This is a genomic window from Adhaeribacter swui, from assembly GCF_014217805.1.
In the GTDB taxonomy this organism is placed as follows: domain Bacteria; phylum Bacteroidota; class Bacteroidia; order Cytophagales; family Hymenobacteraceae; genus Adhaeribacter; species Adhaeribacter swui.
In genome coordinates, this window is record NZ_CP055156.1 from 2,178,035 (window position 1) to 2,190,820 (window position 12,786).

Consider the following 12,786-nt stretch of genomic DNA (forward strand, 5'->3'; position numbering starts at 1 on the left):
TTTAAGGCAGGTTAATCCAACTCAATAATTGCTTTTATAACGCCATTGGCCGGATTCAGCCAGTTTTGAAATTCAGTCTTTACCTCGCTAAATAATACCCGGTGGGTAATGTACGTCGCCGGGTTTACCAAGCCTTGTTTTAAGCTGGAGATAACGTGTTCAAAATCTTGCCGGGTAGCGTTGCGGCTGCTCATTAAGGTAGTTTCGCGTTTATGAAACTCCGGGTGGCTAAAGCTAATGTCGCCTTTTTGCAAACCAATAAGTACGTACCGGCCGCCGTGCGCCAGGTATTGAAAGGCATTGTTTATTGCTTTTAAGTTGCCGGTGGCATCTATTACTACTGTGGGCATATCGCCGTTGGTAATTTCTGACAATTGCGCCGTAACATCCTGGTTTTGGGCATTTATCGTGTAAGATATTTGCAGCTGGTTTTTACAAAATTGCAGGCGGTTTTCGTTCACGTCCATGGCAATTACCTGGGCCCCGGCAATGCGGGCAAATTCCATGGTGCCTAGGCCAATGGGGCCAGCGCCTATTATTAACACAAATTCGCCGGATTGCACCGCGGCCCTCCGGATGCCATGCGCACCAATGGCCAAAGGTTCTATTAAAGCTAACTCGTCAAAGCTTAAGCCTTCGCCGTGTACCAAATGCGACTTTGGCACTGATAAGTACTCTACCATGCCGCCGTGGGCGTGTACGCCGCAAACTTTAAGCGTGGTGCAGCAATTGGGTTTGCCTTGGCGGCAAGCAATGCAGGTACCGCAGTTAAAGTACGGAATAAAGGTAACCGCTTCGCCGATTCTAAAATCAGTTTCTTCCTCAATCTCTACCAGCTCGCCCGCCAGCTCGTGGCCCAAAATGCGCGGGTATTCAAAGTACGGTTGAGTGCCTTCAAAAGCATGCAAATCGGTACCACAAACACCAATCCGTTTAATTTTGATAATGGCGTTGCCGGGAGTTAAAACGGGCTTTTGGCCGGTTGTATATTCTAAAAAGCCGGGAGCGGTACAAACCAGAGTCTTCATTCGTGTTTATTTACGAGCTATTTTTAAGAAATCTTAATATTAAAGAAAACTCAGCAAGATTGGTCGGTGTGCTACTAATATTTTTACCAGCCCGGAAATATGTTCGCTAAAAAGAAGAGCTAAATAATTTTGTTCGGTCGGGAAAAAGTTAACTATCTTTAAAATTATTCTTTGCTACACTACCGGCTGTTCGGAAGCCTTTACTGGCCTCCGGAAAAAGAAATTTTTTAAAATCTTAGTGGCCGGCAAAATTGATACTAGGAAAACCAGCAACGCTGTACCAGAAAACTATGAATTATCGCAAACTTGGTAAAACAAACTTAAATGTATCGGTTCTGGGCTTTGGCGCCTCGCCTTTAGGTAACGTGTTTGATGTAGCCGACGAAAAAGAAGGCGCAAGAGCCGTGCATTACGCCATTGATCAGGGTATTAATTTTTTTGATGTTTCTCCTTTTTATGGTTTAACCCTGGCCGAAGAACGATTAGGCAAAGCATTGGAAGGGAAACGCCAGGAGATAATTTTAGCTACCAAATGCGGGCGTTATGGTTTACAGGATTTCGATTTTTCCTACAACCGAATTATTAAAAGCATCGACGAATCATTGACAAGGCTTAAAACCGATTACGTGGATATTTTGCAACTCCACGATATTGAGTTTGTGGATAAAAGTCAGATATTAAACGAAGCTTTCCCGGCCATTCAGAAAATTAAAGAATCGGGCAAAGCCCGTTTTATTGGCATAACCGGTTTACCGGTGCGCTACCTCGCCGAAATTGCCCGGCAAGTGGAACTGGATACGGTGCTTTCGTGGGCACACTATAATTTGCTAGAAGATGAAATTAACGACGAGTTAGTGCCGCTTTCCAAAGAAAAAAACTTTGGCTTAATGAATGCCGCCCCGCTTATGCAACGAATTTTATCGGATGCGCCTTTGCCCGATTGGCACCGCTCGCCGCAAGCTGTGAAAGACGTACAGCCCCAGTTACTACAATTGTGCGAAAGTTATGGCGTGAGATTAAGCGATGTGGCGATTAAATACGCCGTAGATCATCCGGATATCGCCACGACCATTGTGGGCATGTGGGAGGCGAAGCACGTAGAACAGAACATAAAGGCTTTGGATTTAGAGATTCCGGCTGACTTAATGACGGAAATTTTAAAAATAGTAACTCCCCTTAAAAATCAGATGTGGTTTGAAGGTAAACCGGAAAATAATATTCCAAAACCATCTTCGGGAATTTAAAAAATTTAAAAATCAGGTTAAGTAATAGCTACTCTGCTTTGCGCGGAAATACGCTTTAACAAACTTATAACCTTATACTTACAACTTACTACTTGCTTACATGAAGGCTTTATATTTAGTAGAACCCGGTAAAACCGAAGTTAGAACCACTGAACCCGTAACCCCGGCACCCGAAGAAGTTTTGTTGCGGATTGGTATGGTTGGTTTCTGCGGCGGCGATTTGAATGGTTTTCGGGGCTTATTTGAATTGCAGGAGTACCCGAATATTCTGGGGCACGAAGTAGGAGCCACGATTGAGCAGGTAGGCAGCCAGGTGCCGACAGAGTTTAAGCCTGGCATGCGCGTTACGGTTTATCCTTACCTAAATTGCGGTACCTGCGTGTCGTGCCGGAAAGGCCGTCCTAATGCCTGCCAGGATAATAAAACCATGGGTGTTCGCCGACCGGGTGCCATGACGGACTACATCGCTATTCACTGGAAAAACCTGTTTACTTCCGATAAATTATCGCTTCGGGAACTGGCTTTAGTGGAACCGCTTACCGTTGGGTTTCACGCAGCGGTTCGCGGAAGGGTTTCCGAAAAAGATACCGTAGCCGTTATTGGCTGCGGCATTGTGGGCATGGGCGCTCTTGCCGCTTCCGTTAACCGGGGTGCCAAAGTAATTGCCATCGATATCGACGACTCTAAAATGGAAATTGCCAAAATGATTGGCGTAGCGCATACCATCAACACCACCAAGGTAGATTTACACGAAGCTTTAAATGAGATTACCGATGGCGACGGCCCCGATGTTATTATAGAAGCGGTGGGAAGTCCGCAAACGTATCGGGCAGCGGTGGAAGAGGTAGCCTATACGGGCCGGGTAGTTTGCATTGGTTACGCCAAAAAGCCAGCCGAATTTAATACGGGCGTTTTCGTACGAAAAGAAATCGAAATTCTGGGTTCCCGTAATTGCCTGGGCGAGTTCCCGGAAGTAATCAGTTACCTGGAATCCGGTAAATTCCCGGTAGATGCCGTTATTTCAAAAACAGTTTCCATTGATGAAGCTGGCGCGGCCTTAGCAGCTTGGTCGGAAAATCCGGGACCTATTACTAAAATAATGGTAGACTTTGACCGGTAATTAAGTGGTAAGTTTTAGGCCATAAGTAATAAGTTATTCTATCATTAACTGTTAATAGAATGTTATAATAAATAGCCTACTTTTATTTTGTCCTGATACTTTGTATTTCATAAATCTATCCCTTATAACATAGAACTTACTACTTCATGATAAAATCTGCCGTTACCATTGCCCTTGTTCCGCAAATAAAAACCGGACCCTGGATATATTGGGAAAATTTAGAGGCTAGCGTTACAAAAGCAGCTCAGTTAGGGTTTGATGCGATAGAGTTTTTCACCGCTTCGGCCGATGCTGTAGATTCAACAGCTTTAACTCAATTACTGGAACGTTCTAACTTAAATTTAGCGGCGGTAGGAACCGGTGCCGGCAAGGTTATTCAGGGGCTTACCTTAACCGATCCCAATCCGGAAATCCGAAAACAAGCCGTTGCTTTTATCTCGGATATGATTTTGTTTGGGGCAAAGTTTAAAGCGCCTGCTATTATTGGTTCCATGCAGGGCAATGTAGCGCCAGGCGGAGATCGGTCCCAAACGTTGGAATGGCTGGCAGAAGGCTTGACTTCTTTAGGAAAAATAGCCGAAAGCAATGAAGTAAACTTAATTTACGAACCGCTCAACCGGTACGAAACCAATTTGATTAATAATTTAAACGATGGCACCGAATTTTTAAATTCTTTAAAAACTCGGAACGTAAAATTATTAGCCGATTTGTTTCACATGAACATTGAGGAAAGCTCTTTGCCCGAAAGCATCCGGAAGAACGGAGTCGCTATTGGGCACATTCACTTGGCCGATAGTAACCGGCACCCAATGGGTTTTGGCCATACCGCCGTACTGGAAATTGCAGCAGCTTTAAAAGATATCAACTACGAAGGTTATTTATCCGCCGAAGCTTTTCCCTGGCCTAATCCGGACGAAGCCGCCCAACAAACCATTAAGGCGTTTAACCAATTTTTTAAAAATTAATCAGAATTTAACCCCCCTTCAAGAATATGCAGCGATTTTGCTTTGCCCTCGACTTAGTAGATGATCCGGAATTAATTCGGGAATACGAAAATCACCACAGCCCCAGTAACGACTGGCCCGAAGTAACGAAAAACGATATAGATGCCGGCATTATCAATCTGCAGATTTACCGCACCGGTAACCGCATGTTCATGATCATGGACACGGACGATGATTTTACCTTTGAGAAAAAAGCTGCTTTGGATGCTATGATCCCGAAAGTTCAGGAATGGGAAAAACTCATGTGGAAATACCAGGTGCCTTTGCCTTGGGCCAAAGAAGGCGAAAAATGGGTTTTAATGGATCAAATATTTCAGTCCGGCGCAAAAAAGGCTAAGTAATTTTAAAATTTTGTTTTTTCGTTTTAGCAGTCGTTAACCACAAGTTTAAGAATACAATAACAAGATTAAGACGAAATCGTTATTTTAGTAAAAAGAAAGATGTTATGAGTACGGAACAACTTAAAAATTTAGTTATTGACAAAATATCGGAAATTGAAGATGAAAACTTTCTTCAGGCGATAAAAACTATTCTTGATACTAATAAAGCAACTGCTGGCATTTATAAGCTAACAGAAGAACAAAAACAAAAAGTAAAAATTGGCTTAACTCAGCTCGATAACGGACAAATAATTAGTAATGAAGATTTAGAGAAAGAAGAAGATGAATGGTTAAGAAAATAGTTTGGACCATTCAAGCCAAAGATGATCGCAGAGAAATTTTAACCTATTGGTTTGAAAGAACCGGCAATAAAAAGTATAGCCAAAAACTTGCGTATCAATTTAGAGAAACTGTAAAATATATTGCTACTCATAACTACTTAGGTCGTGCTACAGATACTGAAAATGTACGGGTTACAGTATCCGGAAATTACCTCATATTTTACAAATTATCAGACGAATTGGTTGAAGTGATTACTGTCTTTGATAGCAGAAGGAATCCGGAAGAACTAAAAATAATAAAATAAATGTGCCTAATACTGTATCTGCAAAATCCTTACAGTATTATGGGTTTTGCAGATATCAAAAATCATTAGCAACTATAAAGTCAATCTTCCTTTAAGTAAATTGCTTGGTTTTATTTGCTTGTTTAAATATCTGTAATCACAAAGAAAACAAATAAAAAAGCTGGTTAAACATCTCCAAGCTTCGGACAATGCTTAACCAGCTTTATAAAAGTTAAAAAATTTATCTAAACAGTAGCCTCGGCGTGGTGGCGTAGTTGCTCGATGGCCGCAATCATTAATTCGTTATCGATCTCGTGTACTTCCACGCCTTTACCGATTTTAGCCAGCAGCATAATCGTTAACTGACCGCCTAAGTGTTCGCGGAACTCCTGTAAACCCCGTAGTAAACTTTTAGGATGGGTATCGTCTTCGAGGTGCGAAAGCATTTCGGGCGCAAATAACTCAAAGCCAACACCGGTAATTACTTCCAGAATTTGCTTTAATTCCTCCTCCGTAAGCATGCCTTTTAAATACGAATACGTCGAGTCCAGGGCAATGCCCATGGCTACGGCTTCGCCGTGGCGAATGCGGTAATTACTTAACTGCTCCATTTTATGCGCCGACCAATGACCAAAATCCAAGGGGCGGGAAGAACCTTTCTCGAAGGGGTCGCCGCTGGCAATGTGCTGCACGTGCATTTCGGCGCACCGATGAATCAGATACTGCATGGCGGGCATGTCGCGCTCGGCCAGTTTGTGCGTATTTTCCTGAATAAATTTAAAAAATTCCGCGTCTTTAATGAGCGATACTTTTATAGCTTCGGCAATACCGGCCCGCCACTCGCGGTGCGTTAAAGTCCGTAGAAAATGAAAGTCGTTGATTACGGCGAAAGGCGGGGTAAAGGTGCCTAGGAAGTTCTTTTTACCGTAGGCATTAATGCTATTTTTTACCCCCACTCCCGAGTCGTTTTGCGATAATACCGTAGTAGGAATGCGAATGTGACGGATACCCCGGTGCGCAATTCCGCAAGCATAACCCACCATATCTAACAAAGCGCCACCACCAATGGCCAGTACGTACGAATGCCGGTCAATGCCTTTTTCGTTAATGGCATCAATTACCTGTTCGGTGTAAATCGGATCGTTTTTACATTGCTCACCTCCCGGAATAACCATGGGCTCGGCAGCAAGCTGTAAAACGTCGGCGTATTGCGACGTATAATTTTTAATATCGGAAATTAGCGTAGGCAGTGCTTCGGCTACGTGGTGATCCAGGACAAATAAAACCTTCCGGCCATCGCCCCCACCGGCGGCAATTACATCGCGCAATAAGGGGTTCCGGAGTGAAAATAGGTTTTCGGTAAAATGGACGGTATAATTATACGTTACCTGAAATGTTTGCTGAATGGGGTATATCTGCATGAATAAAAATTCTAAAAAATGCCGTTTGCTTAACGGCTTGTTATTGTACAGATAACAAATTTAAAAATAAAAAAGTGGTTTTATAGGAAACGTTTTTTAATTAAATTTTAATCTGCTAACAACCGCTACAGGTTTACAGTTAAGTAACCGCAAATTGTTTAGCCATAAACCGCGATACCGGAAAAAGCAATAATACTGCCAGTCCGTATAACCAACCCGCAAAACCTGCCGCTAACGTAGCATCCAGGATAATTAAAGATAATACGCCCGCTTTTACCGCTAAACGTATTTCTTTGGGCTGCAAGGTTTTTACCGCTTTTAACAAGGGCAGCATGATCAAGTAAGCAAAAAGCAAGGCAAAAGGCAAGGCCGTTACTATAGAAAAGTGGGGTAAAAACGTAAGGGCGCCAATACTTAAAAACACCAGCACGTATAAAGCCACCGCAGCCTGCAAAATAGGCCGGCTACCGCCGTGCACTTCGCCCCGACTAATGACGGTAATGTTGGCAATGTACACAATCGGAATAAAGGCCAGGTACCAATAATGCTCCAGGCTGGCCGTAATAGCGCTCATGCCCAACAGTAAATTGCCGCCCCGGCAAGCGCCCATGTTAATCGGCCCAAGAAAACCCTGGTGTTTGCCCCAGGCATCGTACAATAAAGCCAGAGCCGCCACCACTACCGCAATAATACCGCTGGTAGCAGACACGATAAAAGCTGCCCCAATGCCAAGAATAAGTAATAAAGCACCCAGCGTAGTAGCGCTGGCTTTTGAGGCTGCCCCACTGGGAATGGGTCGCTCCGGGCGCTCTACTTTATCTAAATCTGCATCAAAAACATCGTTAAAAACTACCCCGCCGCCGTATAAACCAATGGTAGATAAAACCAACCAGCCTAAATCCGAAGCCAGCGGGTGGTACAAAGAACCGTAAGCCGAACCAACTTCTTGCTGAATCAGGCGTACGGCGCCGGCCGCGGCAAAACCCGCCAGAATATCTGCCACAGCGGTAACAATATTAGCCGGGCGCATAAGCACCAAATGCGCAAAAATGCGGTTCATAAGCGAAAAGAGTAAGAAGGTAGTACGTTCTAAGTAATAGGTTCTAAGTTCTAAGTAATAAGTTTTACGTTTACCCTATTCCGGCTAGCGTAAATTCATAATAAGCTTTATGTAAGTATGAAGTTTATTTAAAAAAATTGAATACTTACAACATAAAACTTATTACCTGGCTTAGCGGATGATGTTAGAAGTAGGGGTGTTAGCTTCATCAATACGCGGCGTTTGGCCTCCGCGTAAAATTGAGCTTCCCGAAAACTTCTGGCTTTGGTCAATGGGTTGGGCTTCGAGCCAGTCACTTTCCGGCATTTGTCCGCTTTGGCCGAATGCCGCTAAGGCATTGCCGTAACTTACCAAACGTACCTGGTCTTCGGGTATGCCGCGCTCTAACATTAAGGCTACCGTTTTAGGTACCGCCAACGGATCACTAATACCCCAGTCGGCTGCCGAGTTAATCATGATTCTTTCGGGGCCGTATTGTTTTACAATTTCTACCATGCGCTCGTTACCCATTTTGGTGTGCGGGTAAATAGTAAAGGCCGCCCAGAAACCCCGGTCCAGCACATCTTTCACGGTTTCTTCGTTGTTGTGATCCACGATTACCATGCCGGGATCAATGCCGTGCTCCAGGGCTACTTCCATGCTGCGCAGGGTGCCTTTTTTCTTGTCGCGGTGCGGCGTATGAATTTGTACCGGCAGGTTTACTTCTTTGGCAATTTCGAGCTGCAGGCGGTAGTATTTATCTTCGGCGGCAGTTTGGTCGTCGTAACCAATTTCGCCCACGCCTACTACTCCTTCTTTCGCTACGTAAAGGGGCAGCAATTCCATTACCTGTTCGGCCAAAGGCTCGTTATTGGCTTCTTTGGAATTTAAACCAATGGTGCAGTAATGTTTAATGCCAAACTGGCTCGACCGGAAACGCTCAAATCCAATCAGGTGGCTGTAATAATCTTTAAAAGTTCCTGCTTCGGTACGTGGTTGCCCCATCCAGAAAGCCGGTTCAATAATCGCTACAATTCCGGCCCGGCGCATGGCTTCGTAATCATCGGTAGTCCGTGAGGTCATGTGTACGTGGGGGTCAATCAGCGGGAAAGGACTAGTAGTATTCATTTTATTTAGATTATAAAGATGATTTATAGATACATATAGGATAAAATAACCAGTATTTTATCTCAAAATTTAAAATTAAGTACTTAGACGAAGATAAATTAGTCGTTTATTTTCAATGAATGTTTGGATTTATAAACCTAAAAACGAACAACCAATAACGAGCAACGAACAAAACTTATACAGTTTGCGCAGCTACGGCTTCGCCAATGGTATCCCAGGTAAGTTCATCGCTGGCAATTTTGGCTTTTAAATCGGGCACCGTGTCGAGCATGGTTTTCGCTTCCGGGTAATTGCTTTCGGCGCATACCAGGGCAGCGGCTTGTTGTTCCAGTTCGTTGGGTTGGGTGAACAATTTCTGAATATCGGGCCAAATAGATTCATCTACAAACGGTCCTACGTTGCGCCAAACTTCCGGGCTTAGCGTACGACCAGCCGCCCAGCGTTCATGAGCAAAATCCGACAGCGTTTGCGCTAATTTTAAATTCCGACGATTTTCTAAACCATAAATGCGGTACAAAGGCCGGCTGGTAAATATCGATTTTAATACCAACTGGTTCCAGGCTTCTTCGGGCAAATAATCGTGCGGATACGGGTTCTGCAGCGCTACGGCTTCAAAAACCAAAGTCATGTTGGTGCGCACGCCTTCCGCTATTCTTGGAATATGTTTTTCCGGGTACGGTAAAATGGGCAAAGCGGCGTATAGAGCTACCAATTCGTTTACGTCGGCAGTGGCAAACAGTTTATCCAGCGTTCTTACGTATTCTTCCGGCGATTGGTGCGGCAACGACAACGCTAATAAAGTACGAGCGGCTTGGTCGGCGGTCCAACCTTGGGGGTTAAAACCCGGACGTAAAGCCTCGGCAGCGGCCAGATCGGCCTCGGTAATTTCTAATTTCTTTTTCCCGACAAAACGGGGTGCCATACTAAAAGCCTGAAAAAATTTGCTTTCGGTTTGCGCTTCGGCTAATTGTTTTTCGAGCCAGGTTATTCCTTGAGGCGTAGTGGCGCGGGTAAGAAGTTCCGTTAAAAAGTTTTTTACAGATTCTTGGTCAGCTATTGGCATATCAGAAAAGAACAGTTTATAAGTGAAAGCAGCTTTTCAATGGTAATGGCATACGCATTTTGCTACCTAAAAGGTACTGCTTATTTACTATAGCACTTCAAATGTAATAATATTTACTTCTGAATGGTAAAATATTAGGTTTCTTTTATATTAGAAATGATTTTTATCATTGTCTTTGGAACTGGATTGCTAAACCATTTAATTTTTAATTTTTTTTATTTTTGGAGGCTTCTGGCTAGTAAGCAGCGGAATTAGTTTTATGGTTACCTACTATGGCGCCTACTATGGCGCGGAAGTTACTTCCGTGACTTTCAAATTCTCGTTCGCATAGCCACTGTCCTAGCTTTGATTGCCAATTGAAGTTGTTTCATTGTTGAGGTTCTGTTCTTTTTGTCTTGACACAAAGTAAGAGGGCCCCTACCCCCAGAACCAAAAAAGTCAAGACGCTAAAAACTCGCTGAACGCTCAAACAGTTTAGCGTCAATACTTGCACCTGGCTGAAGCTATTTGTTGCATAGTAAATTGACAAAATTTTAAAAATTCAAAATTTAAATAAATGTTGGGTGGATAAAATAAAAAGCACTTACCCGAGGAGAGTAAGTGCTGAAAATTTAAATCTGACTAGAGAAATGTCTATACCAGATGGTAATTTTTTAATTATTTGATAGGAGAGTAATCGGTAGGTTTCATGTAAACCGATTCTACTTTGGTGGTTAAAGAGCCGCCGCCTTTTACTTCGGAAGCTGCTTTTACTTTTATCCATTCCGGATCGTTCCGGAAGGCTTCAAATGAAGCCAAACCAGCTTCCTGGCTTTTATGCGCTAAAATGTAAACCAAGGTGTTATCAGCGCCCGGCTGACCGGCTACCGGATGAAAGTAAACAATGTTTTCCATGCCGTATTTACTAAATAAACCCATAGTGTGATCCCGGAAGCGAGCATCTAGATTCACTAAGTTATTAGGAGTAGTGGTATAGGTACGCAGCTCAAAAGTACGCTCCGGGCTAGCTTGCTTTAATGTAATAGCCGGCGAATAATCGGTCGTTTCCATAAATAACTGGTCTACTTTGGCTACCAGTTTACCGTTTTCTTCGGATTTAGAAGCTACTGCTTTCCACTCCGGATCAGAGCCGAAAGCTTGCCAGGAAGCATCGCGCGCTTCGCGGTTGGGGTAAGCCAAAATATAAATTAATTTGTTATCCGGATTCTCCAGCGGTAACCAATAGCCAATATTGGTCATGCCGTGTTTTTCAAAAATCCGGGTAGTATTGGTCCGGAAGCGGTTTTCGAGGTCGGCTAATTTACCGGGGTGCGCGTAATAAACCCGCATTTCAAAAATCCGGGTATCGCGAGCCGCCGGAGTAGCCGAATTACCCGCAGAGGATTGAGCCCCAGAACCAGATTTACAACCAGAAACAATTAAAATACCAGCAAAAGCCAGTAGTAAAAAAGAGTGCAATGTACGCATACGATTAAAAGTGTAGAAATTTAAAAAATGAGCAAGTTTTTAAGTGTGAGCAAATCAATTGCTTACTAAGATTTGGTCAAAAAACAATGAACGGGTACAAGTATAGTAATTATTCTGTTAGAAAGCTTAAGCGCGTAACTGCGGTTTATACTGATTTTTTAAAATTTTTGAATAGAAGCAACCTGCGTCTTTTGTAAACAGGTAATTCTAGGCCAGGAGCCAGTAAGCCAGACCAGCCGCTGTGAGCTGCATGGTTAAATTATCGAGTCCGTGGTTGCTGACCGATTCAACGGCGGCTCCGCCTAATCCGCAAACGAGCGCAGTTTTTAAAGAATCCGGCCACGGATAGCCAATAAAATAAAGGCCCAGAAAAGCCACTACAATGCTCACACCGGCCACGGCTGCCGAACCTTCTACACTGCGGGTAGCTTTTACGCCGAGCAACGAGGGTACCTGGTAGCGGTGTTTGCCCCACCGCGAGCCTACGGGCTCCCCTACGGCATCGCCCCAGCCCCCTACTAAATACCCAACAAAAGCAAATTTTAAAAAAAAGAGGTTAGCTAGCACGCCCCCTAAAGCAGTAGTTAGTAAAGGAATAAGAATAAATAAAGTGCGATGCGGCCGGTCCGATTCCCGGGCCATTACTTCGTAAAAAGAGAAGTCCTCGCCTTGCACAACCGCAAACAGTACAAACAAACTTACAATGCTGCCAAACAAAATAACGGCCGGTAAACCATACTTTACCTGAAAAATACTGGCGGTAGAAAAAATTAAAAAATGGAATATTTTGCGGGTGTAAGCCGTACGAACCTGGTGCTGTTTTTTTAAATAAGAAACCAAAAGCGCAACTACCAATACGTAGCCCAATATAAATGGCCCCAGTTGCCTGATTAATTCTACAGATGGTATTGCGCGGTTGATAAAGTTTTGCAGCATGATTAATTTGCTCGCGTAAGGGTGTATTTATCGAGTACTTATTATTTAAGTGAGAAGTTATAAGAAGAAATATCTATTTGGCGCTGCTTGTCTTTGGAGCCTTTTCAAGTCTCCATGCTCGGGTGCTATCTAACTTGATACGGCTGAGTTTGCCTCCTGCCCGGCGGGCCTCGTTTGGCTCTTTCGGGCTGGTCTAAGCTTCCTTTCCTCCTGACGTCGGAATTCTGCTGCGCAGAACCGAAACCTTAGAAGGCCCTCAACAGCCAAACTGGTGTCAATTGCTCGTAGCTACTGTATTTGGCCAAATTGGAAGTAATAGAGTTTGCCTTTAAAACGAAAAGGCAGGTATTCTGATGGATACCTGCCTTTTGTAGTGTTATTTCGAAATAAA

The 12,786-nt window shown here is 43.7% G+C and carries 13 protein-coding genes; 6 read left to right on the top strand and 7 right to left on the bottom strand.

What is annotated here, in order from left to right:
- Positions 1-11: 11 nt before the first annotated feature.
- Positions 12-1,028: a zinc-binding alcohol dehydrogenase family protein gene (locus HUW51_RS09610; protein WP_185273759.1), complete on the bottom strand. Its 1,017-nt coding sequence runs from the start codon at positions 1,026-1,028 to the stop codon at positions 12-14.
- A gap of 290 nt (positions 1,029-1,318) precedes the next feature.
- Here HUW51_RS09610 and HUW51_RS09615 point away from each other — a divergent pair, with 290 nt between their 5' ends.
- From HUW51_RS09615 to HUW51_RS09640, 6 genes are all read left to right on the top strand, one after another.
- Entirely contained in the window at positions 1,319-2,272 is a 954-nt protein-coding gene (locus HUW51_RS09615) for an aldo/keto reductase (RefSeq protein WP_185273760.1), read from the top strand.
- 100 nt (positions 2,273-2,372) lie between these two features.
- Positions 2,373-3,392 carry a zinc-binding alcohol dehydrogenase family protein gene (locus HUW51_RS09620; protein WP_185273761.1) on the top strand — a complete coding sequence of 340 codons (1,020 nt, stop codon included), beginning with the start codon at positions 2,373-2,375 and terminating at the stop codon, positions 3,390-3,392.
- Between the two features lie 146 nt (positions 3,393-3,538).
- Complete coding sequence (locus tag HUW51_RS09625; protein ID WP_185273762.1) at positions 3,539-4,357, top strand: sugar phosphate isomerase/epimerase family protein; 819 nt, start codon at positions 3,539-3,541, stop codon at positions 4,355-4,357.
- 26 nt (positions 4,358-4,383) lie between these two features.
- Complete coding sequence (locus HUW51_RS09630) at positions 4,384-4,737, top strand: L-rhamnose mutarotase (protein ID WP_185273763.1); 354 nt, start codon at positions 4,384-4,386, stop codon at positions 4,735-4,737.
- Positions 4,738-4,841: 104 nt separating this feature from the next.
- Complete coding sequence (locus HUW51_RS09635; RefSeq protein WP_185273765.1) at positions 4,842-5,078, top strand: hypothetical protein; 237 nt, start codon at positions 4,842-4,844, stop codon at positions 5,076-5,078.
- The gene (locus tag HUW51_RS09640; RefSeq protein ID WP_185273767.1) at positions 5,063-5,362 is read left to right on the top strand and encodes a type II toxin-antitoxin system RelE/ParE family toxin; all 300 of its coding nucleotides are present in this window, start codon (positions 5,063-5,065) and stop codon (positions 5,360-5,362) included. The genes HUW51_RS09635 and HUW51_RS09640 overlap by 16 nt, the downstream gene beginning before the upstream one ends.
- 224 nt (positions 5,363-5,586) lie before the next feature.
- Here the strand turns inward: HUW51_RS09640 and HUW51_RS09645 are convergent, their stop codons facing one another.
- The 6 genes from HUW51_RS09645 to HUW51_RS09670 form a co-directional block, all read right to left on the bottom strand.
- On the bottom strand, positions 5,587-6,756 hold the full coding sequence (locus tag HUW51_RS09645) for a 3-dehydroquinate synthase (RefSeq protein ID WP_228467041.1): 1,170 nt from the start codon (positions 6,754-6,756) through the stop codon (positions 5,587-5,589).
- A 145-nt stretch (positions 6,757-6,901) separates the two neighbouring features.
- Complete coding sequence (gene eboC / locus HUW51_RS09650) at positions 6,902-7,822, bottom strand: UbiA-like protein EboC (RefSeq protein WP_185273770.1); 921 nt, start codon at positions 7,820-7,822, stop codon at positions 6,902-6,904.
- 171 nt (positions 7,823-7,993) lie between these two features.
- Positions 7,994-8,929: a TatD family hydrolase gene (locus HUW51_RS09655; protein ID WP_185273772.1), complete on the bottom strand. Its 936-nt coding sequence runs from the start codon at positions 8,927-8,929 to the stop codon at positions 7,994-7,996.
- Between the two features lie 175 nt (positions 8,930-9,104).
- Positions 9,105-9,992, bottom strand: a complete 888-nt coding sequence (locus HUW51_RS09660; protein WP_185273773.1) for an EboA domain-containing protein — start codon at positions 9,990-9,992, stop codon at positions 9,105-9,107.
- A gap of 657 nt (positions 9,993-10,649) precedes the next feature.
- Positions 10,650-11,459: an NIPSNAP family protein gene (locus tag HUW51_RS09665; RefSeq protein ID WP_185273774.1), complete on the bottom strand. Its 810-nt coding sequence runs from the start codon at positions 11,457-11,459 to the stop codon at positions 10,650-10,652.
- Between the two features lie 207 nt (positions 11,460-11,666).
- The gene (locus HUW51_RS09670) at positions 11,667-12,395 is read right to left on the bottom strand and encodes a diacylglycerol/polyprenol kinase family protein (RefSeq protein WP_185273776.1); all 729 of its coding nucleotides are present in this window, start codon (positions 12,393-12,395) and stop codon (positions 11,667-11,669) included.
- Positions 12,396-12,786: the final 391 nt, after the last annotated feature.

Bases quoted from the DNA above. Each gene is read 5' to 3' on its own strand.
- HUW51_RS09610 (WP_185273759.1), bottom strand. From the start codon at position 1,028: ATGAAGACTCTGGTTTGTACCGCTCCCGGCTTTTTAGAATATACAACC.
- HUW51_RS09615 (WP_185273760.1), top strand. From the start codon at position 1,319: ATGAATTATCGCAAACTTGGTAAAACAAACTTAAATGTATCGGTTCTG.
- HUW51_RS09620 (WP_185273761.1), top strand. From the start codon at position 2,373: ATGAAGGCTTTATATTTAGTAGAACCCGGTAAAACCGAAGTTAGAACC.
- HUW51_RS09625 (WP_185273762.1), top strand. From the start codon at position 3,539: ATGATAAAATCTGCCGTTACCATTGCCCTTGTTCCGCAAATAAAAACC.
- HUW51_RS09630 (WP_185273763.1), top strand. From the start codon at position 4,384: ATGCAGCGATTTTGCTTTGCCCTCGACTTAGTAGATGATCCGGAATTA.
- HUW51_RS09635 (WP_185273765.1), top strand. From the start codon at position 4,842: ATGAGTACGGAACAACTTAAAAATTTAGTTATTGACAAAATATCGGAA.
- HUW51_RS09640 (WP_185273767.1), top strand. From the start codon at position 5,063: ATGGTTAAGAAAATAGTTTGGACCATTCAAGCCAAAGATGATCGCAGA.
- eboC (WP_185273770.1), bottom strand. From the start codon at position 7,822: ATGAACCGCATTTTTGCGCATTTGGTGCTTATGCGCCCGGCTAATATT.
- HUW51_RS09655 (WP_185273772.1), bottom strand. From the start codon at position 8,929: ATGAATACTACTAGTCCTTTCCCGCTGATTGACCCCCACGTACACATG.
- HUW51_RS09660 (WP_185273773.1), bottom strand. From the start codon at position 9,992: ATGCCAATAGCTGACCAAGAATCTGTAAAAAACTTTTTAACGGAACTT.
- HUW51_RS09665 (WP_185273774.1), bottom strand. From the start codon at position 11,459: ATGCGTACATTGCACTCTTTTTTACTACTGGCTTTTGCTGGTATTTTA.
- HUW51_RS09670 (WP_185273776.1), bottom strand. From the start codon at position 12,395: ATGCTGCAAAACTTTATCAACCGCGCAATACCATCTGTAGAATTAATC.